Source organism: Gimesia sp. (assembly GCF_048262075.1).
GTDB lineage: Bacteria > Planctomycetota > Planctomycetia > Planctomycetales > Planctomycetaceae > Gimesia.
Genome location: NZ_JBLXFK010000005.1, coordinates 219006 through 240217, shown reverse-complemented (window position 1 = coordinate 240217; position 21212 = coordinate 219006). Strand labels below are relative to the sequence as shown.

General features: G+C 50.3%; 17 protein-coding genes. 12 read left to right on the top strand and 5 right to left on the bottom strand.

Features of this window, described 5'->3' with window-relative positions:
* Nucleotides 1–120: 120 nt before the first annotated feature.
* From ACN0YH_RS12710 to ACN0YH_RS12700, 3 genes are all read left to right on the top strand, one after another.
* Nucleotides 121–921, top strand: a complete 801-nt coding sequence (locus ACN0YH_RS12710) for a hypothetical protein (RefSeq protein ID WP_417379938.1) — start codon at nt 121–123, stop codon at nt 919–921.
* Nucleotides 918–3035, top strand: a complete 2118-nt coding sequence (locus ACN0YH_RS12705) for a tetratricopeptide repeat protein (protein WP_417379937.1) — start codon at nt 918–920, stop codon at nt 3033–3035. The genes ACN0YH_RS12710 and ACN0YH_RS12705 overlap by 4 nt, the downstream gene beginning before the upstream one ends.
* 441 nt (nt 3036–3476) lie before the next feature.
* Nucleotides 3477–4934, top strand: coding sequence for a hypothetical protein (locus ACN0YH_RS12700; RefSeq protein WP_417379936.1), 1458 nt, complete (start codon nt 3477–3479; stop codon nt 4932–4934).
* Nucleotides 4935–4945: 11 nt separating this feature from the next.
* Here the strand turns inward: ACN0YH_RS12700 and ACN0YH_RS12695 are convergent, their stop codons facing one another.
* Both ACN0YH_RS12695 and ACN0YH_RS12690 read right to left on the bottom strand, forming a co-directional pair.
* On the bottom strand, nt 4946–5173 hold the full coding sequence (locus ACN0YH_RS12695; RefSeq protein ID WP_417379935.1) for a helix-turn-helix transcriptional regulator: 228 nt from the start codon (nt 5171–5173) through the stop codon (nt 4946–4948).
* Nucleotides 5174–5176: 3 nt separating this feature from the next.
* The gene (locus tag ACN0YH_RS12690) at nt 5177–5572 is read right to left on the bottom strand and encodes a hypothetical protein (RefSeq protein ID WP_145223609.1); all 396 of its coding nucleotides are present in this window, start codon (nt 5570–5572) and stop codon (nt 5177–5179) included.
* Nucleotides 5573–5832: 260 nt separating this feature from the next.
* Between ACN0YH_RS12690 and ACN0YH_RS12685 the strand changes: the two genes are divergently transcribed.
* Nucleotides 5833–6321, top strand: coding sequence for a metallophosphoesterase family protein (locus ACN0YH_RS12685; RefSeq protein WP_417379934.1), 489 nt, complete (start codon nt 5833–5835; stop codon nt 6319–6321).
* Between the two features lie 72 nt (nt 6322–6393).
* Here the strand turns inward: ACN0YH_RS12685 and ACN0YH_RS12680 are convergent, their stop codons facing one another.
* Nucleotides 6394–7476 (bottom strand): formylglycine-generating enzyme family protein, encoded by a 1083-nt coding sequence (locus tag ACN0YH_RS12680; protein ID WP_417379933.1) that lies wholly within the window; start codon nt 7474–7476, stop codon nt 6394–6396.
* A 354-nt stretch (nt 7477–7830) separates the two neighbouring features.
* Here ACN0YH_RS12680 and ACN0YH_RS12675 point away from each other — a divergent pair, with 354 nt between their 5' ends.
* The 4 genes from ACN0YH_RS12675 (at nt 7831) to ACN0YH_RS12660 (ending at nt 12229) form a co-directional block, all read left to right on the top strand.
* On the top strand, nt 7831–8811 hold the full coding sequence (locus ACN0YH_RS12675) for a hypothetical protein (RefSeq protein WP_417379932.1): 981 nt from the start codon (nt 7831–7833) through the stop codon (nt 8809–8811).
* The gene (locus ACN0YH_RS12670; protein WP_417379931.1) at nt 8763–10049 is read left to right on the top strand and encodes a right-handed parallel beta-helix repeat-containing protein; all 1287 of its coding nucleotides are present in this window, start codon (nt 8763–8765) and stop codon (nt 10047–10049) included. Before ACN0YH_RS12675 ends, ACN0YH_RS12670 begins: the two co-directional genes overlap by 49 nt.
* A 23-nt stretch (nt 10050–10072) precedes the next feature.
* Complete coding sequence (locus ACN0YH_RS12665; protein ID WP_417379930.1) at nt 10073–10501, top strand: hypothetical protein; 429 nt, start codon at nt 10073–10075, stop codon at nt 10499–10501.
* Between the two features lie 84 nt (nt 10502–10585).
* On the top strand, nt 10586–12229 hold the full coding sequence (locus ACN0YH_RS12660) for a TaqI-like C-terminal specificity domain-containing protein (protein ID WP_417379929.1): 1644 nt from the start codon (nt 10586–10588) through the stop codon (nt 12227–12229).
* A 78-nt stretch (nt 12230–12307) separates the two neighbouring features.
* On the opposite strand, the gene ACN0YH_RS12655 is transcribed toward ACN0YH_RS12660, so the two are convergent.
* On the bottom strand, nt 12308–13498 hold the full coding sequence (locus tag ACN0YH_RS12655; protein WP_417379928.1) for a hypothetical protein: 1191 nt from the start codon (nt 13496–13498) through the stop codon (nt 12308–12310).
* A gap of 301 nt (nt 13499–13799) precedes the next feature.
* On the opposite strand from ACN0YH_RS12655, the gene ACN0YH_RS12650 reads away from it, so the two are divergent.
* The 4 genes from ACN0YH_RS12650 to ACN0YH_RS12635 all read left to right on the top strand — a co-directional run bounded on the left by ACN0YH_RS12650 (nt 13800) and on the right by ACN0YH_RS12635 (nt 20825).
* A complete protein-coding gene (locus ACN0YH_RS12650) occupies nt 13800–14186 on the top strand; it encodes a BlaI/MecI/CopY family transcriptional regulator (protein WP_417379927.1) in 387 nt (128 codons plus the stop codon).
* 1 nt (nt 14187) lies between these two features.
* Entirely contained in the window at nt 14188–16995 is a 2808-nt protein-coding gene (locus ACN0YH_RS12645) for a carboxypeptidase regulatory-like domain-containing protein (RefSeq protein ID WP_417379926.1), read from the top strand.
* A 195-nt stretch (nt 16996–17190) separates the two neighbouring features.
* Nucleotides 17191–17610, top strand: coding sequence for a BlaI/MecI/CopY family transcriptional regulator (locus ACN0YH_RS12640; protein ID WP_417379925.1), 420 nt, complete (start codon nt 17191–17193; stop codon nt 17608–17610).
* Entirely contained in the window at nt 17607–20825 is a 3219-nt protein-coding gene (locus ACN0YH_RS12635) for a M56 family metallopeptidase (RefSeq protein WP_417379924.1), read from the top strand. Before ACN0YH_RS12640 ends, ACN0YH_RS12635 begins: the two co-directional genes overlap by 4 nt.
* Before the next feature lie 17 nt (nt 20826–20842).
* Here the strand turns inward: ACN0YH_RS12635 and ACN0YH_RS12630 are convergent, their stop codons facing one another.
* Complete coding sequence (locus ACN0YH_RS12630; protein WP_417379923.1) at nt 20843–21127, bottom strand: antibiotic biosynthesis monooxygenase family protein; 285 nt, start codon at nt 21125–21127, stop codon at nt 20843–20845.
* Nucleotides 21128–21212 lie beyond the last annotated feature (85 nt).

Below are 21212 nucleotides of genomic sequence, written 5' to 3'. Positions count from 1 at the left end.
AACACAAAATGGCAGATAAATAACGACATAAACACATGAATCTGGGGGGTATAATAGTTGGGGTCAAATTTAGCGTCTCCAAACAGTTTAATATGCGAAAGCTGTGGTAATTCAATTCCGATGAATAGAAGCAATTGTCCACACTGTGGACGACCACGGCTTTTCCAAAATGTTAATCAATCAAGAACGGTCCAAGCCGAACTTGAACAACGTTATCAAGCAGCCAAGAGTCAAGCTGTATCAAGGGGATGTGAACAACAAGTTCAGGATTTTGAGACTGCATGCGAGAATTCAGTCGCTGTCTTCTGTTGTCATCTTGAAAGACTTTTTAAAACATTTACTGATGGATCAGAACTTTATGGATCTTTTTCTCAATTAGAGAAATTAAGGTTACGCTATGAAAAGAGTATTCCTGAATGGGAAAAATTAAGAAAACAAGTGGAAATAGAATTATATGGAATTGATCCTAGTTCGGACGACTTGCATTATGCAGCCTTATCACTTGATGGTGAAGGCTTAAAAAATTACGGCAACTGCACAATCTTACTCAGAGAAAGTATGATTTCGCATCGTGCTACTTGTTTTGAAGGGAATTCTGCCCAACTTTTTAGTAAGACGCATAGTATTGACACTGGTTGGTTAAGCGCATGGGACTTACGTCATAAACTTTGTGTTGCAAAACTTTCTCTCAAAATAGACGCTTCGGTAACACCACCCGATTTTGTGAGAATGTTATTGACTAATGGTAAAACCAGTAGTGATGATAATTACGTAGAGGTGCATATTCTTGGCCCTATGACAGCTCGAACCTTTGAATATATTACTTGGGATTCAACAAATCAGGACCAAACAGCAAAAATATACTGGAAAGCAGTGAAAGAGAAATTGCAAAACCAAGGTGTTAAGGTAATTGAGAAATGATTCATCCATCAAAATTAGCTCTAATTTCACCTAGGGAGCATATGACTGCCATACTATCAGATGATCGTCTATCGACTCAAATTTTTGATTGTAGTGGAAAGAATCTCGGCTCTTTAACACCAAAGGCATATATGTCTCGTTTTCCGGACACAAGCCTAATTGAAATATCTAATAAAGATGATGCAATCACTCAACTGAAAGCTCAAACTACTCAATCTATGTGTCTAGATATGACACTGATGTTATTTGACTCAGAAATAAGTCTCGAAACCCGAACCGAAGTTGCACAAGAATTAAACAAGCTTTTTGAGAGTGAACGATATTCCGATTATGTGTTGGATGCAATATTGAGCAAACCACTCTCAAATAGTGCTGATAAACAAGGTGCCACTCAGACAGCTAGTGGTCTAATTAGCATTTCGAAAATTATTCAAAAGATAAATGAATCACAAGATAATTTAAAAATAGTGTTTAATGCTTGGCTTTCCCTAAGCCAAACAGATCGTGTATCGCAAATTGGTTTGAATGAAGTATATGCAGCATTTTCAAACAACGGTATTTTTCGCCGGTTTGCTTTTGAACTTAACGGCAAAAAATCATTAAACGCTCTGACCATAGATCTTGCCTCGACTCTCAAAAAACAGTTTGGCCCTGATGGAAGTTTCCTCATGGTGGATTTTAAGAAAATACTCCAAGAGAGAATTCCAATCTCAAATAAGCAAAAAGTCCAAACAAGAAGAAATCTTACTAACAGCCCCCAAACAAACACATCCGCACACTCACAACATCATGAGGATCCTTTACACACAACACGTCGCTCTGCGCTAAAAGCAGCAGTATCACAAGTCGAAAAAATCGGAGAGTTGTTTGCCAAAGGTAAAGATGATCAAGCCGATAAAATTCTCCGTCAACTCATTTCAGAAAATCTAAAGCATCCAGATGGTCAAATACACGCTGTCAAATCTTTGTGCAATGTAGCAAAGAATGCACGGATTTCTGGAAGAGATCAGATTTCCTGGAATTGCTTATCAGAAGCTTTAAAATATCCAAAAGGAATCGACTCTACTTTATACTTCCAGATCGGAGAGGAGCTTCGGAAAGTCAGAGATTTCGACCAAGCATTAAAATGCTTTCGAAAGGCTCAAGAGATAATTCCATATTATGATAAAAAAATCCACTTAGCTGAAATAAGATTGCTGAGTTCTCAAGGTTTATATGATGAAGCGCTAGAAGAATACTACCAAATACCAAAGAGAGAGAATGATCCAGATCTTCTTAAAAAACTTGGAGACCTATATAGAAAAATGGGAAGACCATTTGATGCACGTTCAATATACAAGGAGTGTCTCGACAAAATTTCGAATGAGCATAGTAAGCATTCTGTATATGCAGGATTAGCAGAAGTCTGGAAGCAAAGCGGCAAATTGCATAATGCAATTGAAGAATACAATAAAATCTTTAGACGGTTTTCTGAATTAGAACCAGGACCTTATAAAATTTATAAGTCTGCACTAAGTCATCTTTTTCGTGTTGTTGGTCAATACAATCAGGCAGAATCAATACTACAAGAACTAGAGAACACTTCACCTTACGATGCTAATGTGAAGTTTCAGTTTGCTCGGCTATTTTATGCAAAGGGTGAACCAGTATTGGCAAACAAGTATTTCGCCGATTATAGAGAATTATCTGATCAAAACGCTGTAGATAAAATTCGTCAATCGATTCTCACTCGGATTTTCGAAGGTAATTCATCCAATACTGACAGATCTGTAGCCTTACCTGACACATTTAAGCCTGAAGAATCAGGATTAATACTTTGTTATAAAGCTTACGATCAGATAACTCATAACAATTTTTTAGAGGCAAGCAATCTTCTAAGTGATGCAAAGCCTGTTGATCGACTTATCAGCGATTTTACTCAAGTACTTCAATTCCACGCTGACCATAAGCGAAAAGTAATCAAGGATTATAAGTATAATCAAAGACTATGCCGAATATTGAAAAAAGGTAGTGGGGGAGATTTTGATCTTCGAAAAGCTCTAATATCTATTTCAAAAAATGACTTTGATCAAGCAATTGAAAGTGAAAAAATGTTTTTAATTCGAGCTGCTTAAAATGATATTTCATTTTTTACTAGAATAAAAAGATCCTATTCAGCCTAAGAATTAATCTAATCTTCTAATCGGAACCTCTGTGCAACTTCAAAGACATCAATTATCATCCTCGAAGTTTTAACACTCCCTACGGTTCACTCCATTATTCTTCTCCGCTAATCGCTGCGCGTTGCTGGTCTTTGTAGAAATCAGGTGTCAAAGGTTGACGTACCGTGCTGGAGGCGGTTTCCATCAACTAGAACAGTTAATCGACTATCTCTGACTCGGACCCAAATCAGTAGAACTGCTGTTAATTGCGGATTCAGCTCTATGTGAACAGTCAGAATCAACAGCCCCTGAATATTCCATTTGAAAACCAACCCCGGCTCTGTCAGACTGGTAGCAACCGTTTCATCACGGAAGCGTTGTTTCCGGCCGTCTGTTTTTTCTGGGGAGTCTGTGATGCGAAGTTGCTTGAGGTTGTGGTCCCTGGTCTTGTGCTGTCTGTTGCTGTGGTCTGCTGTGCCGGTGGCTGCGGAAGAACCAGAGCATATCGGGGCGCGGCGGGAGCTGTTTGTGGATGACTGGATGATTCACAGTCTGAACAACGCCCGGCAGGAACTGCATCACCCCACACCCCAGGAAATCGCGATCACTTATGACGGGCCCGCGGAAGGCAATATCAGCTATTACGTGCGGATCCTGAAAGATGGCGACACGTATCGCATGTACTATCGCGGTGCCCATTATGACTGGGAGAAGAGCAAGACCACGCATCAGGTGGTCTGCTACGCCGAGAGTGATGATGCGATCCACTGGACCAAACCCGATCTCGGGCTGTTTGAATTCAAGGGCTCGAAACAGAATAACATTGTCTGGATGGGAACCGGAGCGCATAATTTTTCGCCGTTCCTGGACAGCAATCCAGCCTGCAAACCGGACGAAAAGTTCAAGGCGCTGGGGAGCGGCAAAGGTGGCCTGTTCGCGTTTGCCTCACCTGACGGCATCCACTGGCAGTTGATGCAGGACAAACCGGTGATCACCAAGGGGGCCTTCGATTCGCAGAACCTGGCATTCTGGGACGAACATCGCGGCCGCTATGTCGATTTTCATCGGGGTTTCACGAACAAAGTACGGGCCATTATGACGTGTACTTCGGATGATTTTCTCAAGTGGACCGCACCGAAGTTTATCGACATTAAAGACTCGCCCGCACAACATCTTTATACGAATGCGACGATTGCCTACCCGCGGGCCCCGCATCTGTTTCTGGCGTTTCCCAAACGCTTCGTTCCCAGTCGAAAAGCGGCCTGGCATCCGAACCCGAAAAATAATCATCCCGGCGTCAGTGATGGCGTATTGATGACGAGCCGCGACGGGAACACCTGGAAACGCTGGGACGAAGCCTTCCTGCGACCGGGACAGAACCGCGAACGCTGGTGGCAGCGAAACAATCACATCGCCTGGGGCATCACCACGACACCAAGCCCGCTGCCCGGCCAGGTACCCGAACTGTCGCTGTATGCGATTGAAAACTACTATGTCGGCCCCTGTCGCTTAAGACGATTCACGCTCAGACAGGACGGTTTTGTTTCGATCAACGCCCCCTATACCGGCGGCGAGGTGACAACGCGACTGATTACCTTCGACAAGTCCCAAGGGGATACGCCGGTCGAACTGGAACTCAACCTCGCGACTTCTGCAGCAGGCAGCGTGCAGTACGAACTGCTGGATGAAAGTGGAACGCCGATTCCCGGCTTCACATTGAAAGAGAGCGAAGAATTCTACGGCGACGAGCTGGCACACACGGCGACCTGGAAAGGCAACAGCGACCTGAGCCAACTGGCGGGGAAACCGGTGCGGGTCCGTTTTGTACTGAAAGACGCCGACCTGTATTCGCTGCGGTTTCGCAATGAATGAGGGGCTGGCTGTTACGAATCGTCAGTCAGTTGAAAAATTTCTTCGACGGGGACATCAAATGTTCTGGCGATGCGCAATGCCAATGCCAGCGAAGGCGAGTACTTTCCCGATTCGAGTGCGATGATCGTCTGCCGGGTGACGCCGACATGACTTGCCAGCATCTGTTGTGTCATCTCGTCGTGTTCGAAGCGAAAGCGACGGATCTGATTGGTAAGCTCGGCTCGTTCTCGGGCGGCCATCTGTTATCCTCGCGCGTTCTGAATCAAAGTTGCCAGGGAGGACACTCCCACAAATAGCACCATCGCATAGAAGACGCTCAACTGTACGACGATGACGGGAATGTTTCCCTCCTGCCCATAGACGAGAGGGGAGAGTAGAGCGGCGACCAGAACAAATACGAGCCAGAACGCGGTATAACCAAGTAGCGTGGCACGTCGCTGGATCAGGATATCCCGCTCATCCATGACCACTTCGCTGGCGCTCTTGCGATAGAATACAGGACCCAAACCAAGCAACCCCGCCAGTCCCAGTGCCCCATTTGCTGACCAGCCCAGAAATGGATACAGGCAGGCAACCAATAACAAAGTTCCCCCAATGACTGCGATATTGAACCAGGCATGTTTTTGCGTCGCGGACATCGTAAAGCCTCCTTTGAAAAAAGATCTTTTACATTCACTGACCACACATACAATGTAATGCTTGCATTACTACATGTAAAGTTTATTTTACTTACAATCAGCATTTTAAGGTAATATTTCAAAACCATCTCGATTCCGGCAGTTGGTGTCACAGACGGTGGTCTGCATGGGAACAGCGGAAGATGAGCAGAGCAGATTGTTTTCTGAAGCCACGCACATAGAATGAAAATCAGGGCATTCCTCTAGAATTGGGAGAAACTGTGCGAATCGGGATTCTGTCAGACTCACACAATCACCTGGAACGGACCGAGCGGGCCGTGGCGCTGTTGCGTGAGGCGGGCGTGGAGGCACTGTTTCACTGTGGTGATCTGGCGAGTGAAGAAATCGTTGCGACCTGCGCGGTGTTGCCCTTTTATTTTACGTGGGGGAATCACGATGCCGACATGGTGCAAATTTTAGAACAGGCGGCGAAACAGCATGGTGCGCACTGCCTGGGCTGGGGCGGTGAAGTGACGCTGGCGGGGAAACGGATTGCGGTTGTGCATGGCCACATTACCCGCGATCTGAAGCCGCTGCTGGAGGCAGAGCCGGACTACCTGCTGACCGGTCATTCGCATCAGAGTCACGATTTTCATGTGGGCAGTACCCGCCGCATCAATCCGGGGGCACTGTTCCGGGCGAAGGTGTTCACGGTCGCGGTGCTGGATCTGGCAGCCGATGAACTGGAATTGCGGGAGGTGGCGAGATGAATCCCATGCCTCACTTTATCATCTCTCCCTGATATCAATGTGTAAAATGATAAAGTGAAGCCATTTCAGTTCTCACCTGCGGGGCACGCCCAGGCAGATGCGAAAGCCGTCGCGGGAATCAGAGTAGCCGGGTCCCTGCAGGCCTAAGCGAACGGCACAGCGGGCGTTGCCGGGGACGTCGAAGTAATTGCCGCCGCGACAGACGGGGCGCGGGTTCTGTTCGACGACATACAGTTCTTCGTGGCCCCCTTTGGGATCGAAATCGTCGAGGACAATTTCCCAGACGCCGCCACACATGTCGGCCAGTCCGAAACCGTTGCGGCCCTTTTCGCCGTACTGATCGACGGGGGAGACGAAGGCAAAGCCATCACTCCAGGGCGCATTCGCCAGTGGCCAGATTTTGTTGCGGCCGGGCAGAAAGTCGACGGCGGAAATATTCAGGCGGCCTTCGCCGTCGCGCAGATCGTTGCCCCACCAGAAGTAGTGGCTCTCTTTGCTGCCGCCCCGACAGGCGTAGGCCCATTCGGCTTCGGTGGGCAGACGGTATTCCAGTCCTTCAGGCAGCCGACCGGCTTTGCGTTCGCGTTCTGTCAGCCATTTACAGAAGGCGCGGCCATCATTCCAGCTGACACAGACCACGGGATACGAGTTCCGCAGCGGGAAACCGAAATTCGGATCGCGCCAGCTCTTGCCTTTCATCGAGATCCAGGGATGCGGGGGTGCTTTGGCGGTGATCTTCCATTCGGGATCGAAGACCTGTGTCTCGCCGCCCGGTTTCTCGGCGTCGGTGACGTAGCCACTCTCTTCGATGAAGCGTTTGAACTGTCCCACGCTGACTTCGGTACGGCCCATCCAGAAACCGTCTTTGACCTGCATCGGTCGCGGCTGTTCGCCTTCATACGATTCGCGGACGGTGCCCGGCGTCGCACCCCCTTCAATGCCGGTCGCCCAGGCTTTCTCTTCAGGTGTACTACCCATCATGAATTTGCCCGGCGGAATATACAGGACTTCCAGAGAAACATCGCCGCCCAGATCAATCTGTTTCGCGGTCCCCTGCTTCGGTGCATCGGCAGCGTGGGATGGGTTGCTGATTTCCAATGTAAGAACAAGAGACAGACAACAGAGCAACAAATGACAGACGCGGGAGATTCTCATCAGGTGGGTTCCTTGTTAAAGTATCTTTTGCTGGCAGGACGTCTCAGGCAGGAGTCATCTCTGAAGCAGTTCACGCTCAAAGACAGAGGCATTCCTGAATCCACAACTAAAGGAAGTTAAGAAAATCCTACCAGACAGAACCAGCGTGTCAACAGGCGAGTTGAAATGTGTGAAAGAAGTCGGCCGTGATGATTGCCCTGATTGGTATCGACTGCAACTAAGTATTCAGTCTGCCTGGTTCAAGTGCTGTCGTTTGACGTCTCCCGGTCTGCCTCATATAGTCGAGTAGTAGATGCACAACGATCTTTTGCTGCATTCCTGCCAACATAATCACCCTCCGATAGAGTAGCTAATATGAAGTTTTTCCTCACTGTCTTAACCTGTATCCTCGCTGTCAGTCTTACAAGTTCCGTGAACGCAGATTTGAATCTGTATGTCAAAGCCAATGCGACTGATGGGAACGGCAGCAAAGCGAAACCCTTTTCGTCGATTCTGGACGCGCGGGATCAGATTCGCAAAGCGCGTCAAAACGGGCAGTTGAAACCGGAAGAGCGGGTGACGGTGGACATTGAACCGGGCGTGTATCCGGTTCGCAGTTCGCTGATATTTGATAAAAACGATGGGGGCAGCAAAGGGAACCCGGTGGTTTACCGGGCGACGCAGCCGGGGAGTGTGCGAATCCAGGGAGGTCAAACTCTGGATGCCGGCGCGTTTCAGCCGGTCACGGATACGGCAATCCTGAAACGGCTGCCTGAAGAAGTCCGCGGGAAAGTCCTGGTCTGTGATCTGTCGACGGTGAGCAAGGAACCGTTTGCGGAGTTCAAAGCCTCTTATCGGGGCGTGCCTGTCGGGCCGTGGCTGTATGTGAATCATCGACCAATGACACTGGCGCGCTGGCCGAACGCAGACGCTGCAGATGAGGGCTGGGCCTCGTTTACTAAAGTCATTGACAAAGGATTGGCCGACCCGAAAGCGAAAGATCCGGCGAAGCAGAAGTCGCATCCCGGTGCGTTTGTGTTTGATGATCCGCGACCTGCCCGCTGGAAGCTGGATCAGGGTGTGTGGCTGCTGGGTTACTGGACGCACGACTGGAGTGACGAAGTCATTCGCATCGCCGACTACGATCCGCAGCAGAAAGTTATCAGGCTGGCGGCTCCGCATAGTTACGGCATCATGGGGGGCACCTGGGGGGCGAAAGCACGCCGCTTCTTTGCGCTGAACGTGCTGGAAGAACTCGATGCACCGGGGGAATGGTACCTGGATCGTGCGCAGAAGCAGTTGTATCTGTGCCCCAGGGAAAGCTGGACTACGCTGAGATTGTGTTGGCGACGTTAACACAGCCTTTGATGCAGGTGCGGGGCTCTAAACACATGCGCTTCGAAAATCTGAATTTCGAATATGGTCATTCCGAAGGGGTCTCGCTCAAAAATGCCGAGAGTGTTGAACTGGCAGGCTGCGTGGTCGCGAACCTGGCGAGCGGCGGCATCTCGGTTTCGGGCACGCAGAATACGATTCGCAGTTGTGATCTGTACCACCTGGGAACGCGGGGCATCACGCTGAATGGAGGCGATCGGAAACAACTGCAGCGGGCGGAAAACCGGGCCATCAATAATCATATTCACGACTATGGTCTGTTTCAGCGGACGTATGCACCGGGTATTTACGCGCATGGCTGCGGACAGATTGTGCAGAACAATTGCATTCATGACGCCCCGCATAATGCGATTCTGTATGGCGGGAATGAGAATCTGTTTGAGCGTAATGAAATCTACCGCGTGGTGATGGAGACCGGTGATTCGGGCGCGTTCTACACCGGTCGCGACTGGACCAGCCAGGGAAACATCCTGCGGCACAATTTCATCCACAACCTCGGAGGCGGCGATGCAGAGCATGTGAATACGATGGGTGTCTACCTGGATGACTGCGACAGCGGTGACACGATCGAAGGGAACGTCTTCTATCGCACGGGGCGAGCGATCATGATCGGGGGCGGCCGCGATAACCCGATTCTGAATAACCTGGTGATTGACTGTCCGATCGGACTGCACGTCGATTCGCGGGGCATGACCTGGAAACAGTGGAATGATCCCAAATCGTCAGGCTGGAACCTGGAAGAGAAGGCCGAAGCAATGAACTACAAGCATCCCCCGTGGAGCACACAGTATCCGCATCTGGCGAAGATCATGGCCGACTCGCCGCGGGAGCCCCTGTATAACCCGATCCGAGGGAACGTGTTTGTAGACTGCAGCAAAGAGGTCTGTCACATGGATGGCAATGTGAAGAAGCTGCTCGACAAGTTTGAGATCGAACACAATCTCGCCGTGAATACGACGGGTGCAGAAAAAGGAATTGCGATGACAAAGGATCTGAAAGGCTTCACCAATTTGAGTGGTACCCAAGGCAAACCAATCCCGCTGGGTTTAACTGTGGGAACCAACGGACGGCTGACATTGCAACAGGACCCGAGTCTGCTGAAAGCGAAAGCCTCTTTCCAGGCAATTCCCTTCGATGAGATCGGCCTGTATCGGGATGAATATCGAAAAGAGTTACCCAGACCGGTTCCTTTCGACTGAGTTATTAATCAAAGAAAAGACCTATGTCCTGTTACCCTGATTTAACTCCCTGTGATTACTTCGGATTCGACCATCAGGGTCATCTGTTAGCGGTGGGCTGGCTGGATGGCACACAGGAATATTCTTCAGGGTCCGTGACAGAAGAAGATTATCGACATCTGGAAACACTGATTGAAACCGCCTTTCAACCGTTACTTATCATGGGATCTCATCAATGTAACTTGTGTCAGTTTGATGGCGTCTCGGGTTATAAGAATCTATTCATTCTGGATCAGGGTGCTATTCTGGTCGCACCGGAATTGATTCTGCATTACATTAATCAGCATCACTACCTGCCTCCGAAACGATTTATGACTGCGATGCGGCGAATCGAAAGTACCACTACGCTGGACTATAAGAAACAATTATTGGCTACTCATGGTCAGTTTCTTCTAAAAGGCAATCAATCATAATCCCAATCCATATTTTCATATCTTCCAGCTTTCGCTAAAATCAATGCTGATTTATTGAACGAGCCATGATGGCTCTCTTGAAGAATGAGGCTCAATGTGCCGCTGGATGATCTTGCTGTACTTTCCCTGACAATTGCAGAAGCTGCGGATTCTCTGGGGGTATCGACGGCCTCGGTGCGAAACTGGATCAAGGCCGGTTATCTGATCTCGACTGAGCGAGGCAGTATCACCCGCGAATCGTTCGATGAGTTCGAGGAACACGTTGCCGGTCAGGAGAAGCTGGTGACGCGCGCCAATAAGTCACAAAAAGACAGTCACGATCACGGTGCCGTTTCCAGCCGAATTCGACGACTGCTAACGAAAGCGGAATTTGACAGTGCCCTGATTGGCGATCAGTATCAGGATTCCCTGTCGAACACGTATCGTAATCAGGAAGGCATCTATTACACACCTGAGTGGATTACGGAGCGATTCTTTGCGCACCTGCCTGCGGAACGCGCGGGGTTGAGTTTCTGTGATCCCTGTTGTGGCTCGGGGAATTTTATTCTGGCGGCGGTCGACCAGGGTTTTTCGCCCGAGAATATTTTCGGTTTTGACATTGATCCGGTGGCAGTCGCGATTACCAGACGCCGTCTACTGGAACGGACAGGCTATGATTCGCCACATATTCAATGTGCTGACTTTCTGGAGGCAAGTCTGCAGCCCAAGTCGTGTCGGTTTGATGTGATTTTTACGAACCCTCCCTGGGGGAAGAAGCTCAGTAAATTACAAAAACAGGCTTATGCGGTCCAGTTTTCTGCGGGCAGCAGCAGTGATACCAGTTCGCTGTTTTTCTTTGCAGCACTGTCACGATTACAGCCAACCGGTTACCTGGGTTTTTTGTTGCCGGACGCGTTCTTTAACGTTGCCACGTTTGCCGCGGCACGTTGTCGGGCGCTCTCTCGAGATATCAAAGCGCTCATGGACTTTGGCAAACCGTTTCCCAGTCTGATCACAAAGGCCAAAGGGATCGTACTGCAGAACCAGACGAATCCGCATGTCCCCATCATTTGTGAAGGGTTGACGGAAACGGCGGTGCGAACGTCTGCCTCATTTCAACAGAATCCGAAATCGATTCTAAATTTCTCCTGTTCGCCTGAGGCGGCAGCAGTGATCGCGCATTTATATGCACAGGAACATTTGAAACTGGTCGACCACGCGCGTTTCGGCCTGGGGATCGTCACTGGTAATAATAAAAAATATTGCGTCTCCTCGCCTCAACCCGGTTATCTGCCCGTTTATAAAGGGGCCGATCTGCAACCGGGGGCACTGCAGGAGCCTTCGCTGTTCCTCCCCGCTGATTTTTCGCTTTATCACCAGGTGGCTCCACAGGAACTGTTTAATGCTCCGGAAAAACTGATCTACCGCTTTATTTCGTCCCGTCTGGTGTTTCATCATGACAGGGCGCAGTCTTATTTTCTGAACAGTGTGAATATGCTGGTGCCCGATCCGAATTTTCCCATTTCCGTCCGACAGCTTGGACAGCTCTTAAACAGCCGGGTGATGAACTGGCTGTTCCAAGCGATCTTCGAAACACACAAAGTTCTGCGCGCCGACATTGCCGCGTTACCAGTTCACACCGGTTATTTTGAAGCGCATGACGAATTCGACGAAGCCACGTATGCCAGCTTTCTGGGCATTGAAGAAACAGACGCCGGCGACTATCGCATTAAAGAGAGTGGCGCGTGAGCATCATGAACACAGAACTGCTGCATGCGAATTTTGGCTGGTTACACGCGTCTCCTTACTATCGGCCGATTTTCCGTCTTATCGATTAGCGCGATGACGCCAGAAGAGAAACACACACAGCAACAGGCTCACCATTAAAATGATCCCGACGATGTGTATCCAGTAAGATGGTTTCACTGCTGTCAGGATTTTTTCTTTGACGGCGGGCTCTTCTGCATTCATCGGGCTTCGTTTCACTTCCGCTGACAGTTGTAGAAATTCCGAACGGCGTAACTCGTGTCGCTCCAGCCGTCGGTGCGTGCCGTCGGCCAGTCGGATATAGCTTGTTTCAGGAGTTGTGGTGTAATCAGTAATGATTGCGCCCGTGTCGGGTTCGATTTGGAACAGCTCATCGCTGAGTTGCGGATTTACATTCCACTCCGTAACCGTCGATCGCAGATGTTGCCGAAGTTCACCAGAGGGATCATAGCCGCTGATCTCAACTGCCTTCAGTATGGGGAAATCAGGAACGTCTTCCTGTGGATGGGGATCTTGATATTCATAGCGGTACTCAGTATGTCCAAAGCGATTGCGGTCGCGGAGCCCGAGTTCGATACGTGAAATGCGAAACGGCGCGGCTGCCTGGAACCAGATTCGTATCCCGCGTTCCCCAGGACATTCGAGCGCCCGATGTCTGATGCCGTTGATTTCTTCTATTGTCTCTTTCAGAAGTGCAAACTTGTTTTGTGAAAAGTATGGTTGACCGGAAGCGGTTCGGTTGAGAAGTATTCGCAGTGCATTGATCTCATAATCTCTTACCCCCGCTGGCGCATTGATTTTGAGTTCGTCGTACGGATTCAACCCGACCCCACCAGGATCGAGTTCCCGCTGTTCCCGTTTGGTATTCACGACCGTGAACTCCAAGGGGATCAAACCGTTGGAAGAGGGGCCGATATAGTTTTTATGATATCGTTCCTGATTGTCATCGGCGTGCAACCAATACTCCATCTCGCGCGGCATCTCGATCATTTGCTGGTCGCCCGGCCCTGGAACCTTACCCGCCAGTTCGAAGGCACGCTGGGCATTCACGCCTTGCAGTTGGATGTGGAGTGATCGCACCGAATTCGCTGCCGTCTCCCATTCTCGAATCATCGTTTTCACATCGGGAGGTTCTGCGAATGTGTCTCGGCACGACAGCATTGTGATTGAACCGGCGAAACTCAGCATGCCCGCGACGACCGTTAAGCACTTTTTTCGCAAAGAGTTAGCCAGTAAAGTAGGAGCCACCATCTCTGTTCTCCTTTACGTTGGTCTTTCGATAGTTTGCATTATACAGTTGCACCAATGCTGCGTGCCGACCGGGACAGGCTCTCTATTTACTTCCCCCTCTGCCAAAACGTTCGTCATAAAACGGACTGATTTCATTCTTTTCAGAATTAAGCCCGACGAAACCCGTTCACCGAATTATTTAGGTATATTATTGACAGTCCGCCACAGGTTTTATATAACTAATTTATTAGGTATTTCTTTCCCGTTACCATATTAACCCGACCGAGATTACCAGACAGTTGACTGGTAGAAGAGATTCTCAATGGACACTGCCCCCACAGAACGTGAAATGGAAATTCTGAAAGTGCTCTGGTCCATTGAAGAAGGTTCGGTGCGTGATGTGCATGCACGTCTTGAGCCGTCATCGGGATTGCATTTCAATACGATTCAAACGCAGTTGCGTATCATGGATGACAAAGGTCTTGTCACGCATCGTCGTGAAGGTCGGTCTTTTCTATATCGACCGTTGCGCACGCGCGAAGATGTCTCATCACGATTTCTGCATAAAGTTTATGATGGCGCAGTGAATGAACTCGTCTTAAATATGCTGAACTCAGAGAAACTCAGCGACAAAGACTTAAGTGAGCTTGAGTCGCTGATTGCGGAAGCACGTCAAAAAAAGTCACGTACGCGCAAGGGGAAAAAGTGATATGTGGTGGCTCAACGAAATTGGCTCGTGGCTCCTGAATGTGACTGTTTTCGGCGCGATCATACTTTTCCTGGGCGGTCTGGCCGTCTGGCTCTGTCGCGAACCCGTCTATCGTATTCGCATCATTCACTGGACTTTCATGGCCTGCCTGCTGGTGCCGCTGCTGCAACAAATGAATGTCGTTCCCAAATATTCGTTGAACTTATGGCAAGAGGCCGGCGGCAATGTAAAGGCATTGGTTGATCAACGTCGATCTCCCGGATCTGAGCAGGCCGTCCTGAGACCTTCACATAATAATGAAGTTGCGAGGCAGGAACCACCGTTTCCCATCGATTCGATGACGAACCAGAACGCAGCCACAGTTCCGCGAGAAACTTCTATGCCTGCTGCACAGGTAGCACCGCGGTCCACTAATAGCGGTGTTTTAACTACGATCATTTTTCGCGCATTACAGATTGCCTATCTGGCAATCGTAGGTTTTCTGTTTGTTCGAACCGTCGTGGGACTCGTCCGACGAATTCGCATCGCTCAATCTGCGCAACCGGCTCCTGCTGACCTTTGCGAATTGTTGACGTCGATCGCTGGTTCTCGTACTCAAAACACACGCCTGCTGGTCAGTCAACAGGTGCGGAGTCCCTGCATGTGGGGGTTATGGCGACCGACCATTGTGATCCCTGCCGAGCTGCTCGTGAGTGAGGCGAACTCAGCGCAATTGCGCTGGTGCCTGGCACATGAATGGTCTCACGTGTTACGACGTGATTTTAGCACGCTGCTGCTGGCGAATCTGGTGAAGTTCCTTTGTTTCTACCAACCCGCTTATTGGTGGCTGCGGCGGCAGTTGACACTCAGCCAGGATTTTCTCGCTGACGCATTTGCGGCTCAACAGGGGGAATCGACGGAAGACTATGCGTCGTTTCTCGTATCGCTGGCACGTGATCGAAGCCAACTGAACCTGGCGGGAACCCTGGGTATCCGCGACCGCCGTTCCCAGCTCCGGCAGCGGGTTAACATGCTGGTGAAATCGGCACGGCCCCTTCTCCAGCGTGAGAATCGCATCTCGGCGTTTGCCATCATTGTCAGCGCTTTACTTGTCGTGGGTGGATTGAGTGCCCTGCGGTTGAGTGCTGCGCCGCTTGATGATCAGGTGACAGCTTCGGAACAGAAAACGACATCGCAGACAGAAAAACCGCCCGCGGCCACTGGTCTCGATGAGAAGCCAAAGGACGAAATTCCAAAGCAACTTCCCCGGCCCATTACTTACAACGGCAAAGTCGTTGATCAGAAAACCGGCCAACCAATTTCTGGTGCGACCGTCAAAATCAAGCGTCAACTCAACAGTGATCCCCAGGCAGATCAACGGACCACACTCCGAACCACAACGCACAAAACCGACGAACAGGGGAATTATCGCTTTACACTGTCAGCGGAAGAAGTCGCGGAGAGCCAGCTCTATCTGAACTTTGAGATTCAACATCCTCAATATGAATTCCGGCGTAAAAGTAATTCGCATGCCTGGATTCTCAAGAACCTGAAAAACGGAAATCTGCCATTCTTTTCGAGCATTAAACTATTCCCTGGAAAAACAGTTTCAGCCGTGGTCCTGCAGCCAGATGGCACACCCGCTGCCAATATTCGGGTTCTCGTGTTTTCCAAGCCGACCCAAAAAGACTCGGGTTATCATTCTTTTCTCGATTCCAAGACGGATGAAAATGGTCGTTTCGAAGTCGTGGTGGCAAGACCCGGAGAAGGTGTCGTATGGGTTTTACCCGAACACTTCAGCCCTCTAACGGCTTATTTGAATAACGGGCTGCATGGAGATATCGGACCACTGCAACTGCAGAAAGGCACGCGTATGACGGGACAAGTGCTGGATAGAGAAGGGAAAGCGGTGCCTAATGTAGCAGTCAATCTATACCGCAAAGCACATCTAAATAATTATGATGGCTACCTTGAATCTTTATCAGTTTCGGACCACACTGGAACCGGTACGGTGACCGATGCAGACGGGCGATTCCAACTGACGCCGCTTCCGTCTGGCAGGTATAATGTGAGTGTGGACGATCGTGTTTATTATAGATATAAGGGGCCCGGTCGCGAACAGTTCAAAGTGGATGATGTCTTTGTCCCTTTCGAAATCACGATTCAAGAGGATGAAACCAACGAGCCCATCGAGATTCGGGCAGTCCCGGAAATAAAAATTCGTGGCCGTCTATTTGACAGTCAGGGCAATCCACAAGCCAGCTACCCACAGTATCTGACGGGGTGGTATCCACACGATAACACTGCGAACGACCTGTTAGTCTGGACAAAAAGTACAGCTCCTGGGAATGACGGCTGGTTTGAATTCAAAGTACCTCGCGGTATTGTGAAAACAGAGTTTAATTTGCATTTCGGTCAAGGTAGTGCTTGTCGTTGGCGATTGAAACCTGGTGCCCCGCTGAAATGTGGTAAGATCGTTCTCGGTACTCTTGAAAAAGACTTTTCCACACTGGAAGTCGTGCGTTATGCGGCTCCCGATTTGTTTTTGAAAGTCGTGAATGAAAACAGTCACCAACTGTCTCAGTTCATCGTAAAGAGCAAGTACCATGTGAAGCCGCCTGAGAAAGATCCATTTCACTTCTCCGACGAGACGGGAGATGTTAATTTTCTCAATCAAACAGACGGGCGGCGGAGGTCCCTCCAATTACTGCCAGATCAGGAAATCACCATTTCCATCGAGAAACAAGGCTTCTCAACACAGCCACAGACTGTCACATTGAAAGAAGCTGAGGTGCGAGAGTTAGTCTTCGTCCTCAAGAAAACAGAATAAGAACCCAGGCTGTTTTTCTTCAGAAGCGTTCAGGGCAGCCGTCTTTGATCTGATCAGGCAGCGGTCTGTAAGGTGGCCGTTCAGCAAAAAGAACGCTGGCTGATCTGCTGATCTGAAAATTTCCTGTTGACACGCCTACAGTGCGTAGGTAACATTTACCTACACAGCGTAGGCATGTTTGACCAGGAGTTTGAAATGGCAAAAGCAGATACCAGTCCGCTGACGGAAATCCAGCGCGAGATCATGGAAGTCGTGTGGCAGCGCGAAGAAGTGACGGTGAGTGAAATGCGGGAAGCGTTGTCAGCCCATCGTCCACTGGCCCGCAATACCGTGCAGACCATGCTCGTGCGACTGGAAGAAAAGGGTTGGCTCAAACACCGCGAACAGGGGCGGACGTTCGTCTATTCCGCAAACCGACCCCGTACGCTCTCACTGGGTGCCAAAGTCTCGCAGATGGTGGATCGTCTGTTTGCCGGTTCCCCGGAGGAAATGGTGACTGCGCTATTAGAGTACCGGGGCCTGTCTGCCGACGAAGCAGAACGCATTCGTGCCATGATTGAAGCAGCGGAAACCGATCAGAGTCAAAAGGCCAAAAAACGGAGGCAATCCCCATGATCACATTTGATTTCTGGAAACCCGGTGACCTGCTCCTGATGGGCGGCGTGAATGTGTTGCTGCAGGTGACGTTTGTGACAGCGACCACACTGTTGCTGGCTCTGTTCCTGCGTCGTAACCCTGCGGTTCGGTATGGTCTGCTGTGTGCGGCGTTAATACTGATATTACTGACTCCTGTGATTACCCTGGTCATGCAGGTTTCAGGAAAAAGTCTGCTGACCTTCTCGTTGAATACAGAAACCCCGGCTTCCGGTTTGGATTCAGAAGTCAGGTATTATCCCGTCGCAGTCGAGTCATTACCATTGATTTCCTCAGCCGGGAACCGGAAACAACAACTACCGGTTGCCCAGGCAGCTTTGCCTGATCCGACTGAACCGGGCACGTTGAAGCGTGACCTGCATTCCGGATCATTACTGGAGTTAGCCAGAGCACCGAAAAAATTGACGCTTGTTTCACGTGTTGTCCCGACAAAAGAAGCAGAGGCTCTCCATGCATTGCGCGTCACAATGCGGGGACTGCTATTCACCTGGCTGGCTGTCACCGGTTTCCTGTTGATCCGATCTGTTATTGGCTGGTGCCGACTCGGGTTGATATTGCGTGCAGCGGAACCCAATACCAATGCCTGTCTGGCTGACGCATTCGCACAGGCAGGACAAAGGTTTCCACAAAACCGGTTACCGGAACTGGTTTTATCAACGCATGTATCAGGGCCTGTTTCCGCCGGTCTGTGGCGACCGCGGGTGGTCTTTCCGATACAGCTTGCAAATCAGATCACTCCCGAGGCATTGCGGGATATTTTGATTCACGAAATCGCGCACAGCATCCGCCGCGACCAGGTGATCCTGTTGATTCAAAACCTGGTGTCGGCGTTGTTCTGGTTTCATCTAATTGTGAAGGTCTTGAACCGACAGCTTGCGCAAGCGCGTGAAGAAGTCTGTGACAACTTTGTACTGACGGAAACAGATGCGACATCGTACAGTCAGACTTTACTGAGCCTTGCCCAACTGATTCAGAGCGAGCGTCCTCAGCCCGGCGCAATCGGCCTGTTCACTTCGCGCTGGAAGCTCGAACATCGGGTAGCTGGCCTGCTCGATCGGAAGCGAAGTCGCTCAACCCGGCTCTCAAGAAAGAAACTGCTGTTTCTCGTCGTGCTCTCACTCAGCATGGCAGCCGGTCTCGCGGCGGGAACTTTCGCACCGGCGGTCGCTCAAACCAATGAATCAAAGCCGACCGAACCCGTGGTGAAAGGCATCACCATTCGTGGCACTATTACAACCCACAAAGGCAAACCGGCCGCAGGGGCACACGTAAAAGTCATCGGGTTGAAACCAGTGGATCAGACAAAACCTGATCGAAAAGAGCTGGTAGAAGGGGTGGCAGACAAGGCAGGTCATTACGAACTTTCGCTGCCTGCTGATGTGACGAAAGCGTACAGCCAGATGAGCCTCCTCGCTCGGACAGAATTCTCTGGGATCTTCTCACAGGCCAGAAAGTGGCAGGGTGACTCTTTGACGGTCGACCTGAAACTTCCAGTACCTATCAATTCCCTCATTCACTTTGTCGATTCGGAAGGGCAGCCTGCGAAAAATTTACCGCTGGAGATGGAACTGCTCAACATTAAAATCTCGGCGACTCCCAGCGCCGCCATTCAACCGTTACAGACTGCAGATAAGCCAGTCAAACGCCCTCAGAAGTTAATGAAGATGGGCCCTGATTCCATTCTGACCTTCAGCCCCCGCAAAACCGATGATCAGGGCAAGCTGCTGCTGAACATGTTTGATCTGCGAAGAGGAGTCACCCTGAAAATTCCCGGCTCGGAACAATTCGCACCGCAGTGGGTGACCATCAATTCGGGTCAACCTGAAGAACGCAGCAAACACGACGGAACGTATCGTGACATTATCCGAAATATCAAGCCGGGAGAGACGTTGACGATTCCTCTCGCACCGGCACAATGGTTTTCAGGTCGTGTTCTGCTGGGTGATACAGGGAAGCCGGCAGCTAACACGCGAATCAAAATTTGGGCCAGCCAGGAGGAACCATTTGGTTCGATGGTTTCGATTGAAGGCAAGACCGACGAAGCGGGACGTTTTCGATTGAATCCCCGTCCTGGAATCCGGTTCGGGATTGTCGCGTATCCGCCGCAAGGGACTCCCTATCTCACCCGGGAAGTGAAAGACCTGCGCTGGACTCCTGAAACCGCAAACAATATTGAGATCAAACTCGACAAGGTTGTGCTGGCAGAAGGTACGGTCCGCGACGCGACGACCGGCCAGCCGTTAGAGGGGGCCGCGGTCCAATACTACCCGGAGAGCGGCAATAACAAGCGGGATCGGGAAGACATCATTACCGGCTGGCAGAGCATTCAGAAAACAGACAAAGCAGGCAAGTTCCAGATTCCCGTTTTACCGGGTCCGGGAACCCTGCTCGTACATGCCGCCGATCGAAAATACATTCTGCAGGAACAGGGGTCCCGAGAGTTACACGAGAGAAAGCCCGGAGGCGCGCGGATTTACGCGCACGCGTTTCAGCAGATCCATCCCGTGATGGGAAAAGCCTTAGAGCCCTTGCAGATTGATTTGCAACCCGGGTCAACGGTCGCTGGCACACTGGTCGATCCGTCCGGTAAACCCGTGCCGCATGCGCTGGTGATTTCGCGTTTGAAGGTCTCAGCCACTTCGCCCGACTGGTGGCGTGGTGATTCGGACAAAGCGAAGGACGGGACATTCGAACTGAAGGGGCTACGCGAAGGGGAAGAATACCCGGTCTATTTTCTGGATCCCGAGCATCGTCTGGGAGCAGCAGCGCTGATCAGTACGAAAAACCCTGCTCCCCGGATCGTGCTCCAGCCGTGTGGCTCTGCCACCGCAAGATACGTGGATCAACAGGGAAAGCCGATTGCCGATGAAATGCTGGGGAGCTTGCGACTGGTCGTCACGCCGGGCAAACCTCAATATGATCTGCAGGCGATTCGACGGGGAGAGAAATTAGCGGACGAAGCATACGTCGCTAATATTGACCGCTTGAATTATCAATCACCGACCACAACCACCACCAATGCGCAGGGGAAACTGTTTTTCCCCGCACTGATTCCCGGCGCCCCTTACCGACACGTGGAGATAGTCGACGGGCAGCCTGAAATCACCCAGGAATTCACCGTCCAACCTGGAGAACGGTTTGACTTGGGTGATATTGAGGTTCAGCTTGATGAGTGATTGACGGTCACTGATATTTAATGTTTGTAAATTTTGTGGCGGGGACGATCGGAGAGAATTTCTTCTTTGCCCCAGTTAGTGACGGCGCGGAAGGCGTCGCTCTGGATGAAGTCTTTGAACGCCTGCTCGTCGGACCATTCGCTGGTGATCATGTACGAGGCATCGTCGGCGACATCTTTCCAGAGGCTGGAATTGTCGTGGCCTTCCGCTCCATTCAAGGCGGTGAGCACGCTGGCGAACTTTTCTTCAAATGATTCCTGTTTGCCTTCGATGACGTGATAGTTCATGCCGACGGTGATCATGGCTTGATCTGCTCCTGAAAAGAATCTGACTGTTGAAATTGCAGTGCTCATCTTAGTACACGCCCGCCAGGTTCACAATCATGTC